The sequence below is a fragment of the Rahnella sp. 2050 genome (genome assembly GCF_040544515.1).
GTDB lineage: Bacteria > Pseudomonadota > Gammaproteobacteria > Enterobacterales > Enterobacteriaceae > Rahnella > Rahnella aceris.
Genome location: NZ_JBEPKE010000002.1, coordinates 1293600 through 1311990, shown reverse-complemented (window position 1 = coordinate 1311990; position 18391 = coordinate 1293600). Strand labels below are relative to the sequence as shown.

Annotated in this window: 15 protein-coding genes; 9 read left to right on the top strand and 6 right to left on the bottom strand. The window is 50.3% G+C overall.

The window, feature by feature from the left end; translation table 11 throughout:
- Positions 1-328 precede the first annotated feature (328 nt).
- Positions 329-3613, top strand: coding sequence for a ribonuclease E (gene rne, locus ABIC79_RS13415; RefSeq protein ID WP_013576253.1), 3285 nt, complete (start codon positions 329-331; stop codon positions 3611-3613).
- 73 nt (positions 3614-3686) lie between these two features.
- Here rne and ABIC79_RS13410 read toward each other — a convergent pair whose 3' ends face one another.
- Positions 3687-3974 (bottom strand): putative quinol monooxygenase, encoded by a 288-nt coding sequence (locus ABIC79_RS13410; RefSeq protein ID WP_013576254.1) that lies wholly within the window; start codon positions 3972-3974, stop codon positions 3687-3689.
- A 223-nt stretch (positions 3975-4197) separates the two neighbouring features.
- On the opposite strand from ABIC79_RS13410, the gene pyrC reads away from it, so the two are divergent.
- The 5 genes from pyrC to ABIC79_RS13385 all read left to right on the top strand — a co-directional run bounded on the left by pyrC (position 4198) and on the right by ABIC79_RS13385 (position 8312).
- Entirely contained in the window at positions 4198-5247 is a 1050-nt protein-coding gene (gene pyrC, locus ABIC79_RS13405; RefSeq protein ID WP_119261813.1) for a dihydroorotase, read from the top strand.
- Between the two features lie 81 nt (positions 5248-5328).
- Positions 5329-5583 carry a DNA damage-inducible protein I gene (gene dinI / locus ABIC79_RS13400; RefSeq protein WP_013576257.1) on the top strand — a complete coding sequence of 85 codons (255 nt, stop codon included), beginning with the start codon at positions 5329-5331 and terminating at the stop codon, positions 5581-5583.
- A 346-nt stretch (positions 5584-5929) separates the two neighbouring features.
- Positions 5930-6184: a biofilm formation regulator BssS gene (gene bssS / locus ABIC79_RS13395; protein ID WP_013576258.1), complete on the top strand. Its 255-nt coding sequence runs from the start codon at positions 5930-5932 to the stop codon at positions 6182-6184.
- A 144-nt stretch (positions 6185-6328) separates the two neighbouring features.
- Positions 6329-7444 (top strand): N-methyl-L-tryptophan oxidase, encoded by a 1116-nt coding sequence (solA, locus tag ABIC79_RS13390; RefSeq protein ID WP_119261814.1) that lies wholly within the window; start codon positions 6329-6331, stop codon positions 7442-7444.
- 199 nt (positions 7445-7643) lie between these two features.
- Positions 7644-8312, top strand: coding sequence for a LuxR C-terminal-related transcriptional regulator (locus tag ABIC79_RS13385; RefSeq protein WP_119261815.1), 669 nt, complete (start codon positions 7644-7646; stop codon positions 8310-8312).
- Here ABIC79_RS13385 and ABIC79_RS13380 read toward each other — a convergent pair.
- From ABIC79_RS13380 to ABIC79_RS13365, 4 genes are all read right to left on the bottom strand, one after another.
- Complete coding sequence (locus ABIC79_RS13380) at positions 8309-8497, bottom strand: hypothetical protein (protein ID WP_041673160.1); 189 nt, start codon at positions 8495-8497, stop codon at positions 8309-8311. The two genes, ABIC79_RS13385 and ABIC79_RS13380, sit on opposite strands and share 4 nt — an antisense overlap.
- A 108-nt stretch (positions 8498-8605) precedes the next feature.
- Entirely contained in the window at positions 8606-9649 is a 1044-nt protein-coding gene (locus ABIC79_RS13375; protein ID WP_126124254.1) for an AI-2E family transporter, read from the bottom strand.
- A gap of 29 nt (positions 9650-9678) precedes the next feature.
- Entirely contained in the window at positions 9679-12774 is a 3096-nt protein-coding gene (locus ABIC79_RS13370) for an efflux RND transporter permease subunit (RefSeq protein ID WP_354567366.1), read from the bottom strand.
- Positions 12775-12783: 9 nt separating this feature from the next.
- Complete coding sequence (locus ABIC79_RS13365; RefSeq protein ID WP_354567364.1) at positions 12784-13926, bottom strand: efflux RND transporter periplasmic adaptor subunit; 1143 nt, start codon at positions 13924-13926, stop codon at positions 12784-12786.
- A gap of 555 nt (positions 13927-14481) precedes the next feature.
- On the opposite strand from ABIC79_RS13365, the gene ABIC79_RS13360 reads away from it, so the two are divergent.
- The gene (locus ABIC79_RS13360; RefSeq protein WP_037037309.1) at positions 14482-15027 is read left to right on the top strand and encodes a cytochrome b; all 546 of its coding nucleotides are present in this window, start codon (positions 14482-14484) and stop codon (positions 15025-15027) included.
- A 64-nt stretch (positions 15028-15091) separates the two neighbouring features.
- Positions 15092-15667 (top strand): YceI family protein, encoded by a 576-nt coding sequence (locus tag ABIC79_RS13355; RefSeq protein WP_015690191.1) that lies wholly within the window; start codon positions 15092-15094, stop codon positions 15665-15667.
- A 67-nt stretch (positions 15668-15734) separates the two neighbouring features.
- Here the strand turns inward: ABIC79_RS13355 and trhO are convergent, their stop codons facing one another.
- Complete coding sequence (gene trhO / locus ABIC79_RS13350) at positions 15735-16790, bottom strand: oxygen-dependent tRNA uridine(34) hydroxylase TrhO (protein WP_013576267.1); 1056 nt, start codon at positions 16788-16790, stop codon at positions 15735-15737.
- A 228-nt stretch (positions 16791-17018) separates the two neighbouring features.
- Between trhO and ABIC79_RS13345 the strand changes: the two genes are divergently transcribed.
- The gene (locus ABIC79_RS13345) at positions 17019-18116 is read left to right on the top strand and encodes an NADH:flavin oxidoreductase/NADH oxidase (protein WP_354567361.1); all 1098 of its coding nucleotides are present in this window, start codon (positions 17019-17021) and stop codon (positions 18114-18116) included.
- Positions 18117-18391 lie beyond the last annotated feature (275 nt).

The window sequence follows — 18391 nt, the reverse complement described above, 5'->3', positions numbered from 1 at the left end:
TGCCTGATCGCACAAAAACGCAGCAATGGCGTAAGACGTAATGTGAAATCAAGCAATTAGCGGGCTGCGGGTTGCAGCTTGGCCGGCGAATGGAATGAGATCTGTTAACGCAAATTCAGAAGCTATTCCCCTAATAAAAGTGCTGCTTTCACAACGCTGGTGTCTTTAATACAGCAAAAGCAGACTTACCGAAATAATGCGCCCCTATGCAAGCGACAGCCGTGAGGTTGACGATTTGCGAGAAGACTCGGGGCCAACGGTTTATCCGGTCATGAGGTCATTTTGCCCGCAGCTCTGTCAATAATGGAATAATAATGAGTAAGTTAAGATGAAAAGAATGTTGATTAACGCAACTCAGCAAGAAGAGTTGCGCGTTGCCCTCGTAGATGGACAGCGGCTGTATGATTTGGATATTGAAAGTCCGGGCCATGAGCAGAAAAAAGCGAATATTTACAAAGGTAAAATCACCCGCATTGAGCCAAGTCTGGAAGCAGCATTCGTAGATTACGGCGCGGAACGACATGGTTTCCTCCCTCTGAAAGAAATTTCCCGCGAATATTTCCCAAGCAATTATTCTTCCCATGGCCGCCCGAACATCAAAGATGTGTTGCGCGAAGGCCAGGAAGTCATTGTTCAGGTAGATAAAGAAGAGCGTGGAAATAAAGGCGCAGCACTGACGACGTTTATCAGTCTGGCCGGTAGTTATCTGGTTCTGATGCCAAACAATCCACGCGCAGGGGGTATTTCCCGCCGTATTGAAGGCGATGACCGTACTGAACTGAAAGAAGCCTTGTCTTCCCTGCAACTGCCTGATGGCATGGGACTGATTGTGCGTACTGCCGGTGTCGGTAAATCCGCAGAAGCTCTGCAGTGGGACCTGACTTTCCGTCTTAAGCATTGGGATGCGATCAAGAAAGCCGCTGAAGGCCGCCCTGCGCCATTCCTGATCCATCAGGAAAGCAACGTTATCGTTCGTGCGTTTCGTGATTACCTGCGCCCGGACATCGGTGAGATCCTCATCGATAACCCGAAAGTCCTCGAGCTGGCAAAAGAACATATTGCTGCTCTGGGTCGTCCTGATTTCAGCAGCAAAATTAAGCCGTATGTTGGCGAAATTCCGCTGTTCAGTCATTACCAAATCGAATCGCAGATTGAATCCGCTTTCCAGCGCGAAGTCCGTCTGCCTTCCGGTGGCTCTATTGTTATCGACAGCACCGAAGCGCTGACCGCTATCGACATCAACTCCGCGCGTGCAACCCGCGGCGGCGATATCGAAGAAACCGCATTCAACACCAACCTTGAAGCTGCAGATGAAATTGCCCGTCAGTTACGCCTGCGTGACCTCGGTGGTCTGATTGTTATCGACTTCATCGACATGACACCTGTTCGCCATCAGCGCGAAGTAGAAAACCGTCTGCGTGATGCCGTTCGTCAGGACCGCGCCCGTATTCAAATCGGTCGCATTTCCCGTTTCGGTTTGCTGGAAATGTCCCGTCAGCGCCTCAGCCCGTCATTGGGTGAATCAACGCACCATATCTGCCCGCGTTGTGCAGGTACTGGTACCGTCCGTGACAACGAATCTCTGTCACTGTCGATTCTGCGCTTGATCGAAGAAGAAGCACTGAAAGAAAATACTAAAGAAGTGCATGCCATCGTTCCGGTGCCAATCGCTTCTTACTTGCTGAACGAAAAACGTGAATCGGTGAATGCCATCGAGAAACGTCAGGGTGGTGTGCGTGCAGTGATCGTGCCTAACGATCAGATGCAAACTCCGCACTACCATGTTCTTCGCGTTCGTAAAGGCGAAGAAATTTCTGCACTGAGCTATTTGCTGCCACAGATTCATGAAGCGGAAATGCTGCAACCTTCAGAAGAGTTGCCGACTGAACGTCGTCGTCCTGAGCAACCGGCACTGGCTGCGTTTGCGCTGCAAAGCGAAGCGCCTCCATCCAGCTTTGAGCAGGCAGCAGTGACCGAAGAACCGGTTAAAACCAGAACGGCAACAGTTAATGCGCCTGCGACACCTGTTGCTGAGAAATCAGGGTTTGTCAGCCGCCTTCTGAGTGGTTTGAAAAGCTTGTTCGCACCGGAGCCACAGCAGGAAGTTAAACCTGTTGAAGCACCGCAAGAGACGCCGGAAGCTACTGAAACGGAAAACCGTCGTAACAACGAACGCCGTAATCAACGCCGCCAGGGCGGACGTCGTGATCGCAACGGAGAACGCGGTGAGCGCAATGACCGCGGTAATCGTGGTGAACGTGGCGAAGGTCGTGACAACAATCGTGATAATCGTGGTGAAAGCCGTGATACCCGCGAAAATAATCGCGAACAGCGTGATGATCAGCAGCGCCGTGGCCGCCGTAATCAGGAACAGGTTGTTACCGAAACCCGTAGCGAAGAAGTTGAAACTGTCGCTCGTGAAGAACAGCAGCAACAGCCTCGCCGTGAACGTTCGCGTCGCCGTTCTGAAGACAAGCGTAAACCACAAACTGAAGAGAAAGTTCAGGATGTCGCAGTTGTCGAACAAGTTGCTGCTCCGGTGGTTGCCGATGACACTGAGCAGGAAGATCGTCAGCCAACTCAGCGCCGTCAGCGTCGTCAGTTGTCGCATAAAATCCGTTTCGAATCTGAAGCAGAAGTAGATCATGAAGAAGAAGCTGCAGCTCAGTTATTGATCACCGGCACTCGCCCTGCGGCGCCAGCGATTGCTGAGCAGGAACCTTCTGATGCTGAAACCGCAAACGTTGCTGATAGCGAAGATAATCAGAATGACAACGCCCGTGAAAATGGCATGCCACGTCGTTCACGTCGTTCTCCACGCCATCTGCGTGTAAGCGGCCAACGTCGTCGTCGTTATCGTGATGAGCGTTATCCGACCCAGTCACCAATGCCACTTGCAGGTGCGTTCGTTTCTCCGGAAATGGCTTCGGGTAAAGTCTGGGTCACTTATCCGGTTGCTCAGTCCTCTGAACAACAGGTTACTGAAACAGAAACTCCTGAAGTGCTGACTGAGCAGGTCGAGATTGCACAGGCGAATACACCGGTCATATCTGACATCACTGAAGTTACGCAACAGCCAGTCGCAGAGCCTGTCAATGATGTTGTTGACGCTGCACCACAAGAGGTGCCGGCCGAAATCGCAGCAGCAGACGTTGCACAACCTGTAGCCGACGAGCCAGTGCTGGTCGAACCGGCAACAGCTGAACCTGTTGCAGAAACACCTGTGGTTGATGTTGCGCCAGAAGCGCTCGAGCCTGCGATCGTTGAACCCACAGATGTTCTCGCTGCATCTGAAGTTCAGGCACCTGCGCCAGTCGCCGAACCCGAAGTGAAAGCTGAACCTGTTGCTGAAGTTAAACCTGCTGTGGAAACTGCGCCAGTCGCAGCCGCTCCGGCAGGTACTGAAGCTGCGGTTGTTGCACCTCGCTTCAAGCACCTCGCAACCGCGCCAATGACGAAGGCGCCAGCACCTGCCTATGTGCCAGAGCCACCTCGTCACAGTGACTGGATTCGCCCTGAGTTCAACTTTGAGGGTAAGGGCTCTGCAGGCGGCCATGCGGCAGCCACCACTGCAACAGCCCCGGCCACCAAACCTGAGATGCCAGCCGAGTAATCGCTGACCACTCAGTCTAAAAAAACCCGCCTCGGCGGGTTTTTTTATAGAAACTGTTGAAGATTCAATCTCATCAGGCCAGACTTTTCAACCGGCGAATCGTGAGTTCCTCCAGTTTACCTTCCAGGCTTTTTGCAAAATGCTGGAAATGTTCAGTTTTGTTGTGCTGATTCAGCGCTTCTTCAGAGGCCCATCGCTCGTAGAAAACAAAAGTCCCTTCTGTATCGAGATCCTGATGCAACTCATATTGCAGGCACCCTACTTCCTGTCGGCTTGGTTCAATTACGTCAAGCAACGCTTCTGTCACTTTTGCCGTAAACTCTTTTTTAGCGACAATAGTGGCAACAACTCTGATTTCCATAATGGTTCTCCTGTTTTTTTGGTCATGCTTAGCGGCGAACCGGTAAGCACTCTGACTAAAATCTGTCCCCACTATGAACCTTTCGACACATTGATTTCAATACGAACTTTATTTAACAGATGCAACACATCGCTTTTACGCTTATTCTTGTTCCCCGCCGTTAATGCTCCCATTACCGCACCTGATCCCAATATCTTGTCTCTCAATGCCGGAGTTTTGCCTGATGACCGCAACACCGCAAGTTTTGAAAATCCGCCGTCCAGATGACTGGCATATTCACCTTCGTGACGACCAAATGCTCAGCACGGTGTTACCTTTCACCAGTGAAGTATTTGGTCGTGCGATTGTCATGCCAAACCTGAGTCCTCCCGTAACCACCGTGGCGGCTGCGATAGCATATCGTGAACGTATTATGGCCGCGTTGCCTGTCGGACATAATTTTACCCCTCTGATGACCTGCTATCTGACCGATTCTCTGGATCCGGAAGAAATTGCCCGCGGTTTCGAGCAAGGCGTGTTCACAGCAGCAAAACTGTATCCGGCGAACGCGACAACAAATTCCCAGCATGGCGTTTCTGATACCAAAATGATTTACCCTGTTTTGGAACGTATGCAGAAAATCGGTATGCCTTTGCTGATCCACGGTGAAGTCACTCACAACCATGTTGATATTTTTGATCGTGAAGCCCGCTTCATTGATGAAGTGATGGATCCGGTGCGTCGTCAGTTCCCTGAATTGAAAATTGTCTTCGAGCACATCACCACCAAAGAAGCCGCGCAGTATGTTCTTTCCGGCAATCAGTATCTGGGCGCAACCATTACGCCGCAACATCTGATGTTCAACCGCAATCACATGCTGGTTGGCGGCGTGCGCCCTCACCTGTTCTGTCTCCCCATTCTCAAACGCAACGTTCATCAGGAAGCATTGCGTGAGGTCATCGCCAGCGGCGCGGATCGCTTCTTCCTCGGTACCGACTCTGCGCCGCACACCAAAGACCGTAAAGAATCGAGCTGCGGATGTGCAGGTTGCTTCAATGCCCCACTGGCGTTATCGGCTTATGCGACCGTCTTTGAAGAAATGGATGCACTGCAACACTTTGAGGCGTTTTGCTCCCTTAACGGCCCGCGTTTCTATGGCCTGCCGCTCAATGAAGACTTCATCGAAATGTCTCGTATACCGGTGACGCAGCCGGAAGAAATTGCGTTGGGCAATGAATCTGTTGTGCCATTCCTCGCAGGTCAGACACTGAACTGGAAAGTGACGTCGAACTAAATACAAATTCTCACAAGCGTGTATTGCACTGATCATGATTTGACTGTATAAATATACAGTCAAATCTATTCAGGAGGTCCTATGCGTGTTGAAGTCACAATCGATAAAACCAAGCCTCTGCCTGCTGGCGCGCTGGACGCGTTATCAGGTGAATTGAGTAAAAGAATTAACAAACAGTTTTCTGACCGCGAAAATAAAATTCAGGTCCGCTATGCGGGGGCAAATAGCCTGTCCGTTTTGGGTGGCGCAAAAACTGACCGTGACCTTATCGAGGAAATTCTTCAGGAAACCTGGGAAAGCGCTGATGACTGGTTCTCAAATCAGAACGATGAGTAACCCGATGAAATCCCTGAAAAGCCATTCACTTTTTACTCCCTATCTATAATAATCAGGTTTATTAAAACCACGCCGCAAGGCTATTGGTGTATTTCACCGGGCGTCGCAGTCCGGTTTTTTATTCTTTTTTACTGCATAAAACAGACTCTTCTGAAAAATAAAATTTAAGTTAATCTCAGATTATTCCGCTGAATAAATAATCAACACAAATTATTTACAATTTAATACGCTTAAATCACTCCATAAATCGGTTTATCTGTTTATACTGAAATTGCTCACATGATAATGAGCCGCCTTGATCCTCAGATAGTCACTCACGTCAGTCACTACAATATAAGGGGTCTATATGGACAGAAATGATGAAGTTATTCAGACACACCCGCTTGTTGGTTGGGATATCAGTACCGTCGACTCTTATGATGCCATGATGATACGCCTTCATTACCTGTCTTCAAAAGACCAGACACCCGAGGATGCTCAGGTAGACAGAACCTTGTGGTTAACTACCGACGTTGCACGGCAACTCATTAACATTCTTGAAGCCGGCATCGAAAAGATAGAATCTAACGAGTACGAATACAGTGATCACCGAAAACACTAATCTTTACCTGCCAGTCTGAGGCACCAGCGATTTATCCTGGTGCCTTTTTCTTTGCCTCCGCGCTGCTTGCCTTCTTCGCCTTAAACTCTCTATCATGCCAGTAGCCAGTTTGTTAAAAATTCTTACCACAGGAACGTTTGAATTATGGATTACGATCTCATTATCGTAGGCAGCGGTTCGGTCGGTTCAGCCGCAGGCTACTACGCCACCCGTTCCGGCTTGAAAGTGCTGATGATAGATAGCGCAATGCCACCCCATCAGGCGGGCAGTCACCATGGCGAAACACGCCTTATCCGCCACGCTTACGGCGAAGGTTCCCGTTATGTGCCAATGCTGCTGAGAGCTCAAACGCTTTGGGATGAGCTGGCAGAACTGAGCAGCGATAAGATTTTCCATCGTAGCGGCGTCCTGAATATTGGTCCTGAAAACTCTGAATTTATCGGTAACGTTAAGAACAGCGCAGAAACCTACAACCTCGTCATACAATCCCTCAGTGCGGCTGAAATTCGTGAAAAGTGGCCTCTGTTCACGCTGCAGGACGGCTATTGCGGTGTATACGAACCCAACTCGGGTTTTCTGCAAAGTGAAATGGCGGTTGCGGCATACATTCGTCTCGCACGGGAAGCGGGTTGTGCGCAATTATTCAACTGTCCCGTTGAAAGTATTAACTGGCTGGATGATGGCATTGAAGTCTCAACGATTGACGGAGTCTACCGCGGGGCCAAACTGGTAGTAACGGCGGGAACCTGGGTCACGAAAATCCTCCCGGAATTACCCGTGAAACCTCTGCGTAAGGTGTTTGCCTGGTTCCATGCAGATGGCCGCTACAGTGAAGAAAACCATTTTCCAGCCTTTACGCTCGAAACTCTGCAGGGCGATCAGTACTACGGATTCCCCTCAGTGAAGGATGAACTTAAGTTAGGTAAGCATAACGGTGGTCAATGGATAACGGAACCCGAGCAGCGTAAACCTTATGGCAGCGTCAGTCAGGATGGCACAGAGTCCTTCAATTTCTTCCGCCATTTCCTGCCGGGTGTAGGTGTCAGTTTGCGTGGTGCGTCATGCACTTATGACATGACGACTGATGAAGATTTCATTATTGATACCCTGCCGGACAGAGAAAATACCTTAGTGATTTCGGGATTAAGTGGTCACGGTTTTAAATTCGCCAGCGTATTAGGGGAAATAGTTACTCACTTCGGTAACAATCATCCTATTCCTTTTGATCTCACCCCCTTTTCTCTTACGCGGTTCAATTAACGTAAAATAATTTCAACCCTCGTGAATATTTATCGAGGGTTATCATTTTATTAACGATACGATTTTTCAATTCCAGTTTGAACAAGATCAATAGACTGGAATTTACGAATTGACAGCATTATAGAAAAGAATCTATGCTGGATACAGAAATCACAGGAGTGGTTTCGGCGCGTAATGTTACGCATGACAAGGACGTGGTATGAAAATTTGTATAATTGAACCCTGTGGTTTTACGCGTTTAGGAATTTTCTCTTATCTTATTGAAAATAACAGCCTCGATATTATCGACACTGTGAATATTTCTCACTCCCTCAATCTAATTCCTGAATTTCAACCTGATATTATTCTTGTGAATATGACAAACCATTGCCATAACGCAGAAGTATCTGAGGAATTAAAAGCGTTTTTTGAATTTTGTCAAAGCGCCCGAATATACTGCTACGTTGACGCCAGTTACCCGGATTCTGAAACACCGATTGCCGTTACCCGCGAAGTCTCTATTCTCAACAAGCAGGCACTCACCTCCCTCTTGCAGCAGATTGCAGCAGATCCCGAAGCATTTATGCCGATAAATAACTTCGGTTTGCCAAAAATGTTACTTAGCGATCAGGAAATTCTGGTAATGAGCTACTGGATGTCTGAGATGCCGAACTACCGCATTGCCAGAAAATTAAACATCAGCAGCCGTACAGTATATGTCCATAAACGACATCTGGCGCAGAAAATCAAAGTCCGTAACCGGCTGGAATTTTGTTTCATTTACAACCTGATAAAGTATTTATTCTGGCCCATTGATGATATTTCTGCGACGCCAATCAGCCGACAAATTAAAGACGACTTGCAGATGATTTACAAAACTTATAGCTAAACCTGCAAAAACCCTAAATGCCCTGATAATTCAGGGCATTTTATATCATGATATTCTTCACCCATCTTTTTAAAAATCTTGTTTTTATCCCTTCTCTCTCGCCAGGTTGCACTATGACGACAGAAGCCGACGATGGCCTTAATGTTAGCAGACTCATCTTGAGCAGCCTCACCAATGACAAGCATAATTTCTCGTCACGCGACTCCCACAAAAATCACAAACATCCTGCTTTCAGTGATTCGCTTAATGCATAAAAAAATTGAAATGTTTGCTCATCATTTTGAAGAGAAAAGCTAACTTTTATGTTCTGGCGGACCATCGCCCAGAAGCACGGCAATTTTGTGACCTGCCGCCGTAGGTTCAAGGGCTATCTTGAGCACAATCGTCAGCGGCACCGAAAGCAACATGCCGACCGGCCCCATCAGCCATCCCCAGAATATCAGCGACATAAAGACCACAAGCGTCGATAACCCCAATCCGCGCCCCAGAATTTTCGGATCAATAATGCTGCCGAAAATCAGATTGATGAGGATATAGCCCCCTGCCAGGATCAACCCTTCACTGAAACCGTTAAACAAAAATGCCTGAATGATCGGCGGAATAGCCGCGATAAAAGAACCAATATTGGGAATGTAATTCAGGGCGAAAGCCAGCATCCCCCACAGGAACGCAAAACGGATGCCGGTAACTGCCAGCAAGGCCCAAACTGCCAGCCCCGTCACCACACTTATCAGCGTTTTGATCACCAGATAGCGTGTCACGCTGTCCAGGGCACGCTGAATATTAGCCATTCCTTTGCCCGGGTCCTCAGACATCTGCTCCACTTTGTAGGGCAGTTGCGGGACTTCAAGCAGCATGAATGCCACGGTCATCAGCAGTAAGAACAGACCGGCCATGGCGTTGGACAAATAGCTGATTAACTTACTGACCATATTCAGCGTCGCCGCCGGATCGATGTAACTGGCCAGTTGCTCGGGAGATAACGTCAGTTCGCTTTGCGGAAACCTGGCCTCAATATCACTGAGTTTGTCGACAATAAGCCCGCGATATTGTGGCAATGTGCGGGCAAATTCATTGAGCGTCACCAGCAGTTTGGTGGTCAGAAAAACCATCATGCAAATAACCAGCGTTGCCACCAGCAAAACAGCGAGTGCCCGGGGCACCCGCCATTTTTCCAGTAAGACAATCAGCGGATTCAATACGAAAGCCAGAAACAGCGCCAGAATAAAGGGCACGATGATATCTGCAGCAGATTTAATCCCCGCGAAGATCACTACCAGCATCGCCATCATTACAACAATTTTCAGACCCTGAGTTGTCACGATCGTTTTACGCAAGCCTTTCTCTCCTGAAGCTGGCCGGATCCTTAGCGAGATTTCACCCACTCACGCAGACGCTGGATATGCAGATACAGCGCCGGAATAAACAGGATCCCCACCGTCGTGGATAGCAACATACCACTGAACACCGTAACGCCGATGATATGCCGACTCATGGCACCTGCACCGGATGCCATGACCAGCGGTAACACCCCGAGAATGAACGAGATTGCCGTCATCATTACCGCACGGAAACGCTGTTTCGCGCCGTCCTGCGCCGCTTCGCTGACAGATGCCCCCTCTTCTCTTCTGGCTTTTGAGAATTCAACAATCAGAATGGCATTTTTCGCCGCGAGGCCGATTAACAAGACCATACCAATCTGAGCATATACGTCGTTGCTCAGCCCCGCCATGTGCAGGCCGCCGATTGCACCAAACACCGCGAAAATCACAGAAATCATCACAACAAGAGGAATGCTCCAGCTTTCGTATTGCGCCACCAGAAACAGATACGCAAACAGCAGTGCCGCGGCATAGATAAGGATGGCCTGGCCACCAGCCTGAATTTCCTGCAATGACATGCCGGTCCATTCATAGCCGTAACCCGCAGGCAGCTTCTCGCTCAGGATATGTTCCATCTGCGCCATCGCCTCACCGGAACTGATGCCGGGTGCCGCCGAGCCGCTGATAGCCAGTGAAGGGAACTGATTATATTGCGTGATAAACGGTGCACCCAGCGACGGTGTCAGTTCAACCATCTTCGCCAGGCTAACCAGTGAGCCGTTGTCGCTGCGTACCGTGAGTGTGGATATCTGGTCTGCGCGCTGGCGATCTTCCATTTCGTTTTGCATCTGCACATTAAACAGGCGGTTATTGATGATGAAATCGCTGACGTTCACGCCACCAAGTGATGTCTGCAACGTACCGAAAATACGGCTGACCGGTACCTGTAACAGCGCCGCACGGTCACGATCCACACTCAGGGCGATTTCCGGCACGGATGCACTGAAGGTAGTAAACACACGGCTCAGATGAGGATCCTGGTTAGCGGCCTGGATCAGCGCCTGTCCGGTGACAGCCAGTTCCTGTGGCGATTGCCCCTGTAACGCCTGCAAACGTAAATCCAGCCCTGAGGCCGTACCTAATCCGGAAATCGCGGGCGGATTTATTGCCATAATCATTGCAGAGGGAATACCCGACATCGCCGGTTGCAGGCGACCAATCACCTGATCCACACTGTCGCGATCGCCCCACGGCTTGAGCAACACGATACCAAATGCGGCGTTTGGCGAACTCCCGCCACTCAGCAGGCTGAAGCCACTGATGGCGATCACATCCTCGACCGCCGGGTCTTTTTGCATAATCTGCTGCATCTGCCCGAGCACGGCATCGGTGCGGTTTAATGACGCCCCGTCGGGTAACTGCACATTCACGAAGAAGTAGCCCTGATCTTCATCCGGCAGGAAGGATTTTGGCAAACTGCTGTAGCCCCATACACAGGCTCCGCCGATCACCAGAACCGTTACAACGCTGGTGAACACATTTTTACTGATGCCCCGTGCGGCTTTCACATAGACATCGCGAACAGCGTCCAGCCCCTGATTAAACCAGTGGAAAACACGGGCCGGCTTCGCAGGTCGCGGCTTGAGAAGGGTTGCGCACAGCGCTGGGGTCAGGGTCAGCGCGTTGATACTTGAAAGAACAACGGCCGCCGACAGAGTGACAGCAAACTGACGATACAGCGCACCGGTAATACCCGGCAGAACCGCAATGGGCACAAATACCGCCAGCAGAACCACAGTAGTGGCGATGACCGGCCCGGCAATTTGCTTCAGAGCTTTGCGGGTTGCGGCCACACGCCCGAGCGACGGATCCTCCATCATCAGGCGCTCAACGTTTTCCACCACCACGATGGCGTCATCGACCACTACCGTCAGCGCCAAAATAATGGCAAATAAGCTGAGGGTGTTGGCGGAATAGCCAAAGGCATAAAGCACGGCAAACGTCCCCAGTAAAGACACCGGAATGGTCAGTGCGACGATGAATGTCGCCCGCATACTTTGCAGGAACAGATAAACAATCGACAGGACGACGACGAAGGTCAGTACCAGTGAAACGGCAATCTCATCAAGCGTAGCACTGACAAAACGAGTCGAGTCGAATTTGATTTCATAGGTAAGATCATCCGGGAAATTGCGTGCCTGACGCGACATTTCCTCCCGCACAGCATTCGCCACATTCAGCGCATTTGCCCCCGGTGCGGGATAGACTGACAGGAAGGCAGACGGCGTCTGATTCAGTGTCGCATTCACCTGATAATCCTGCGCACCCAGTTCAATACGCGCGACATCGCGCAAACGCACCGTACCGCCATGAGCATTTTTACGCACAATAATATTGCCGAACGCTTCCGGCGAACTCAGACGCCCCGCGCCGCTGATGGTCAGGGTTTGCTGCTGCATTGACGGACTCGGTGACGCGCCAATCTGCCCGGCCGCCGCCTGCACATTCTGATTCTGAATAGCGGCGCTGATTTCCATACTGCTGACATCCAGCGCTTCCATTTTGCGCGGGTCCAGCCAGATACGCATGCTGTAATCACGGGAACCGAAAACCCGGACATCACCTACACCATCCACACGCGCCAGCGCATCACGCAACTGAATGCTGGCAAAGTTGCTGATAAACAGCATGTCATGGGTATTTTCCGGTGAAAGGAGGCTGATGCCCATCAGAATATTAGAAGCCTGTTTGCGCACCGACACGCCCGTGTTCAGCACTTCCGGCGGAAGACGTGAGCTGACCTGTGAAATACGGTTTTGTACTTCAACAGCCGCCGTATCCGGATCCGTACCGCTGGCGAACGTAATAGTCAGGGTGTAGCTGCCGTTATTGCCGCTATTCGACGACATATACAGCATGTTACTGACACCGTTAACCTGCGCCTCAATCGGCGCGGCAACGGATTCCGCTACGTCCCGTGCACTCGCACCGGGATAAATAGCACTGACTGACACCACGGGTGGCGTGATATCCGGATATTGCTCAACCGGAATGACCTTCAGGGCGACGGCACCGATCAGCGCCGTCACCAGCGCGATGACAACCGCAAAGCGGGGTCTTTTAATAAATTGCTGGAGCATCGTTATTCCTTAACGTTTCTTCGCGGCCATATCCGGGGCATCCGTAGCAGCCCGTGCATTCACTTCCATACCTGGCCGGATCCATTGCAGGCCTTCTGTCACAACTTTTTCTCCGCCCTGCAAACCCTCAATGACGAAATAGCCGTGTCCCGTTTGTGCACCAAGACGCACCGGGCGTGCTTCCACGCGCTGTCCGGCATTCACCAGCAAGACAAAGTGCCCTGCCGCATTTTGCTGCAAAGCCTGCGCAGGCAGTACCGGCAGAGAATGTCCGGAACGCGGCGCTGCGGCCACATTCACGGTGCCCCCCGGCAGCAAACGATGGTCTGGATTTGCCACAGTCAGCCTGACCGGCAAGGTCCCTGTTTGCGCATCAATACGATTGCCGAGGGATTCCAGCACGGGCGCTTTCATATAAGGTGAACCGTCCGATAAGCGCAGAGAAAGCGTCATGTTATCGGCAGAGAAAGCGTCTTCCAGCGTGCCACTGCTGTGGCTGGCACTGAGAACATCACGTTCATTCACTGAAATCACCACACGTACCGGATCGAGCTGCACGATTTCCGTGAGTGCACCGCTGGCCGGATTCACCAGACTGCCGGTATGAAAATGGCTCACGCCGATGCGCCCTGCAATGGGCGCCGTAATGCGGGTATAGCTTAGTTGCAGTTCCTGCGTTTTTAACGCCGCCTGCGCCTGCGCGACAGCCGCACGGGCGGTATCACGGGCAGCCAGCGCGGTATCGACATCAGACTGGCTGACGGTACGCGCATCACCGAGACGCTGTATGCGGTTCAGATGGGTTTGTGCATGGCGTGCGGTAGCATTGGCGCTGTCGAGCTGGGCTTTGGCCTGAGCGACAGCCGCCTGATGCAAGGCGGGATCGATTTCATACAAGACGTCGCCGGCATTCACAAACTGCCCCTCCTCAAAGGCCCGGCGGGCGATAAATCCTTCCGTCCGGCTGGTCACATTGACGGCCTGAACAGCTTCAAGACGCCCGAGATAGGTCCGGCTGACGCCATCAGGTTGAGTGGTGATGGTCGCCGTGGTCACCGTCGGCAAAGGCTGCGCCGCCACGCGGGTCAGGGGGAATAATAATGTTGTCAGCAGCACTGGCACTGCCATAAAACGGCTCATTGCAGGAAACATATGTCACTCTCCATGTGATGTCGGATGGTGCTCTTTTAATTCAGCTAAAGCGCCCACACCGGCAAACATCAAATATTAATCTATAAAAAAATTCCTAATCAGGATTATTGAGAATTATAAATATTGTCTGATATCACAAACTGATCTCGATCACCTCGAGAATCAACCTTTAACATATTTACGTTTTATTTAAGAAACATTTAGATTGATAGCCTGAATAACAAAACTTCATGTTCACATCAAAATGACCGGCTAATGAAAAGCATCAACAAGGATTAATCACTCCTGAAATCATTATTTTTACTCAAATTTTTAGTATCAGGATTAACTTTACCTTCGATGACAAAACCTTACAGACCCCTGTCATCACTGAAACCGATATAATCAAAACCGCCGTAAGATAACAAAAGCAAAAGCACTGAAGGAAACCTTCCTGATACCATCAAAAATAATGAACAAGTTAAATTAATCGGTTAATTTGAAAATAATAGTTTGCCAATATGTTTCCAAATGTTTATTTTCCACAAACACCCTCTTCACTGAGAACATCATCTTATGCTGTGGAAAAATACACCTGCACGCTTTGGCCATATTTCAGTGTTAATTCACTGGCTCATCGCTTTGGCCGTTTATGGTTTATTTGCACTGGGATTATGGATGGTCGGATTGGGCTATTACGACACCTGGTATCACCGTGCACCGGAAATACATAAAAGTATCGGCATCCTGATTTTTGCTGCGATGGTATTCCGTCTTGCTTGGCGGTTTATTTCTCCGCCACCTAAGCCGCTGGCAAGCTACAGCGTGAAAACGCGTATTGGCGCCTGGCTGGCTCATGTTCTGCTGTTCATCGGCCTGTTCGGCATTCTGATCAGCGGTTATCTGATTTCGACGGCTGAAGGTCAGCCTGTCAGTGTCTTCGGCTGGTTTGAGATCCCTGCCACACTGTCTGGACTGGAACAACAGGCCGATATCGCGGGCACGCTGCATCTGTGGATGGCGTGGGGCATTGTGATCATCTCAGGTTTTCACGCCCTTGCCGCGCTTAAACATCATTTCATCGATCGTGACAGCACCCTGACCCGCATGCTGGGGCGCTGATCCGGCTCACGGTCAGCTCTTTACTTATGTTGTTCATATTATGGATAAACGGAGAATAACCATGTTGAAAAAGACCACTCTGGGTTTAACCCTGGCGTCGCTGTTACTGGCGGCGGGTTCGGCAACGGCAGCCAGCTACAAGATCGACAAAGAAGGTCAGCACGCTTTTATTGAATTCCGTATCAAGCATTTAGGGTACAGCTGGCTGTACGGCAGCTTTAATGATTTCGATGGCGGATTCACTTTTGATGAGAAAGATCCCGCTGCGGATAAAGTGAATGTCACGATTAACACCACCAGCGTATTCACCAATCACGCCGAACGTGACAAACATTTGCGCAGCGCTGAATTCCTGAATGTTGGCAAACATCCGCAGGCCACATTCAAATCAACGTCAGTGAAGAAAGAAGGTGAAAATCTGGCAGTGACTGGCGATTTCACGCTGAACGGCGTCACCAAACCTTTAACGTTACAGGCTAAGTTGCTCGGTCAGGGCAAGGATCCATGGGGCGGTTATCGTGCAGGTTTTGAAGCGGCAGGGTCCATCGCGCTGAAGGATTATGGAATTACTACCGATCTCGGTCCGGCATCGCAGAATGTCGAGCTGATTATTTCGGTCGAGGGTGTGCAGGAGAAGTAATCCCCTTCCCTCAACGTATAAAGCCCTGAATCGCTGCCGCCATTCAGGGCTTTTTTATACACGCCGGTCAGTCGTTTTCAGGTGCCGGAATATGCATGGTGGTTTGCAATAAGCCTTTGGACTTATTGAATATTTTTATGCCATTCTCACGACCCGCGCGCAATGCACGTTGTTCTTCTACTGGCAGCTTCAGCTCTGTCATACAGATTTCGCTGCAACAGCCGTCAAATTTCGCCGCACACGTCGGGCACTGAATAAACAGCAGATGGCAGCCGTCGTTTTTGCAGTTGGTATGGTTATCGCAGGCCACACCGCACTGGTGACAGTGTGCAATCACGTCATCGGAAATACGCTCGCCCATACGTTCATCAAAGACAAAGTTTTTGCCTTTAAATTTTACCGGTAACCCCTGCTCTTTGGCACGGCGTGCATATTCGATAATACCGCCTTCCACGTGATAGACGTTTTTAAAACCGTTATGCAACATGTACGCGCTGGCTTTCTCACAGCGAATGCCGCCAGTGCAATACATCACGATTTTCTTGTCTTTGTCTTCTTTAAGCATATCAACGGCCATAGGCAGTTGATCGCGGAAAGTGTCAGACGGGACTTCAATCGCATTATCAAAATGCCCCACTTCGTATTCGTAGTGGTTGCGCATATCGACAAACAATGTGTCCGGATCGTCAATCATGGCGTTGACCTGTTCGGCTTTCAGGTACTCACCCACATTTGACGGGTCGAAAGAATCATCATCAATCCCGTCCGCGACAATGCGGTCACGCACTTTGAGACGCAACACCCAGAAGGATTTACCATCATCTTCCAGCGCGACATTCAGGCGGATCTGATCCAGCGCCGGATGGCTGGAAAACAGCACGGTTTTGAACGCTTCAAACTGGCTTTGCGGCACGCTGATTTGTGCGTTAATCCCTTCTTTTGCCACGTAAATACGGCCAAATACGTTAAGGCGTGTCAGGCTGACGTACAGGGCGTCACGAAAGGCTTTTGGATCTTCGAGCTGGAAATACTTATAAAAAGAAACCGTAGTGCGGGGCTCAGTTTCAGCCAACATGCGCGCACGCAGTTCCTCATTAGAAATACGGTTATGTAACACTGGCATGGTGTACGTTCCTGTCTTTCAGGGGAATTTAACTATTGATACCGAATAGCTACTTTTGAAGCGGCAAGATTATACATTAAAGCAACAATGAGGACATCTCCCGTTGCAAATTCGTCAGGAGAAAAACACCTGCTGTACATTGCCCATTTTTGAAATGCGATAACCTATTCTTAGTTGTTATCTATTCTTGTAGTCCATCACCACGCTGAATTTTAAGGGGCATGAAACATGAGTAAGCTTTTTGAACCGATTTCCTTAGGGAAGCTGACACTCGCTAACCGCATCGTGATCGCGCCAATGTGCCAGTATTCATCCGACGAAGGGAAAGCCACGTCCTGGCATCACGCGCATCTCGGGCAGTTATCCTTTTCAGGTGCGGGTTTGCTGATCCTGGAAGCGACCGCTGTCGAGGCCGTGGGGCGTATCTCGGCTCAGGATCTGGGCTTGTGGGACGATGCAACCGAAGCGGCCATGAAGGATTTAGTGACCGGCTTACGTGAAAACAGCGATATGCCACTTGGCCTGCAACTCGGACATGCGGGACGTAAAGCGTCGTGTGCTGCGCCGTGGCAAGGCGGAGCACAAATCGCCCAGTCAGCGGGTGGCTGGCAGACGATTGCGCCTTCCGCCGTCGCCTTCACCGAAGGCACTGAGGCCCCGCAGGCAATGTCGCTGGAGCGAATCGCTGAGCTGAAAAAAGCCTATGTCGATACAGTTCGTCGCGCCGACCGTCTGGGCTTTAATCTGCTGGAACTGCACGGCGCTCACGGTTATCTGCTGCACCAGTTCCTGTCACCACTTTCAAACCAGCGCACCGACCAGTACGGCGGCTCACTGGAAAACCGTATGCGCCTGCTGCTGGAGATCTTCGGGGAAATCCGTGCGGCATTCCCGGCAGAAAAACCGATTGGTGTGCGTATTTCCGCCACCGACTGGGTGGAGGGAGGCTGGGATCTGGAGCAATCCATTGAACTCGCCAAAGCGCTTGATGAACTGGGTTGCAGCTACATTCACGTCTCCAGCGGCGGTCTGAGTCCGCATCAGAAAATCACCGTCGGCCCGAACTATCAGGTGCCATTTGCTGATGGCATTAAGCGTTATGTGAAAATGCCGGTGATCGCTGTGGGTCTGATCACTGAACCGGAACAGGCGGAAGCCATTATCGGCACCGGACAGGCAGACATGATTGCTCTGGCACGCGGTATTTTGTATAACCCGCGCTGGCCCTGGCATGCAGCGGCAAAACTGGGAGAAAAAGTGGCCGCGCCGAAACAGTACTGGCGCAGCGAACCGCATAGCGTCAAAGGCCTTTTCCTGCCGGAATAATAACCAGATTTAAGATTCACGCGAAAGTCGCCAGAAAGGGGATTTTGCAAACGTGATCACGGGCGGCCCGATAGCCGCCCGTTTCATTGACAAAAAGACATTCTCTATTGATATTTGAATTGATGGTGAATGAATATGCCGGGACATTAATGAGAATTCGTTTTGTTTTTCATTCACTCAACCTATAAATAAATGAGGTATTAGTGCCGTGAATTTTCACCTCACATCAAAAAAATGCCACAATATGTCACTTTGCTGCAGAAGATAACGGACAA

Coding starts and splice junctions, on each gene's coding strand:
- pyrC (WP_119261813.1), top strand. CDS start 4,198: ATGACCGCAACACCGCAAGTTTTGAAAATCCGCCGTCCAGATGACTGG.
- ABIC79_RS13345 (WP_354567361.1), top strand. CDS start 17,019: ATGAGTAAGCTTTTTGAACCGATTTCCTTAGGGAAGCTGACACTCGCT.
- ABIC79_RS13365 (WP_354567364.1), bottom strand. CDS start 13,926: ATGTTTCCTGCAATGAGCCGTTTTATGGCAGTGCCAGTGCTGCTGACA.
- ABIC79_RS13385 (WP_119261815.1), top strand. CDS start 7,644: ATGAAAATTTGTATAATTGAACCCTGTGGTTTTACGCGTTTAGGAATT.
- ABIC79_RS13380 (WP_041673160.1), bottom strand. CDS start 8,497: ATGCTTGTCATTGGTGAGGCTGCTCAAGATGAGTCTGCTAACATTAAG.
- solA (WP_119261814.1), top strand. CDS start 6,329: ATGGATTACGATCTCATTATCGTAGGCAGCGGTTCGGTCGGTTCAGCC.
- ABIC79_RS13360 (WP_037037309.1), top strand. CDS start 14,482: ATGCTGTGGAAAAATACACCTGCACGCTTTGGCCATATTTCAGTGTTA.
- trhO (WP_013576267.1), bottom strand. CDS start 16,790: ATGCCAGTGTTACATAACCGTATTTCTAATGAGGAACTGCGTGCGCGC.
- bssS (WP_013576258.1), top strand. CDS start 5,930: ATGGACAGAAATGATGAAGTTATTCAGACACACCCGCTTGTTGGTTGG.
- ABIC79_RS13410 (WP_013576254.1), bottom strand. CDS start 3,974: ATGGAAATCAGAGTTGTTGCCACTATTGTCGCTAAAAAAGAGTTTACG.
- dinI (WP_013576257.1), top strand. CDS start 5,329: ATGCGTGTTGAAGTCACAATCGATAAAACCAAGCCTCTGCCTGCTGGC.
- rne (WP_013576253.1), top strand. CDS start 329: ATGAAAAGAATGTTGATTAACGCAACTCAGCAAGAAGAGTTGCGCGTT.
- ABIC79_RS13370 (WP_354567366.1), bottom strand. CDS start 12,774: ATGCTCCAGCAATTTATTAAAAGACCCCGCTTTGCGGTTGTCATCGCG.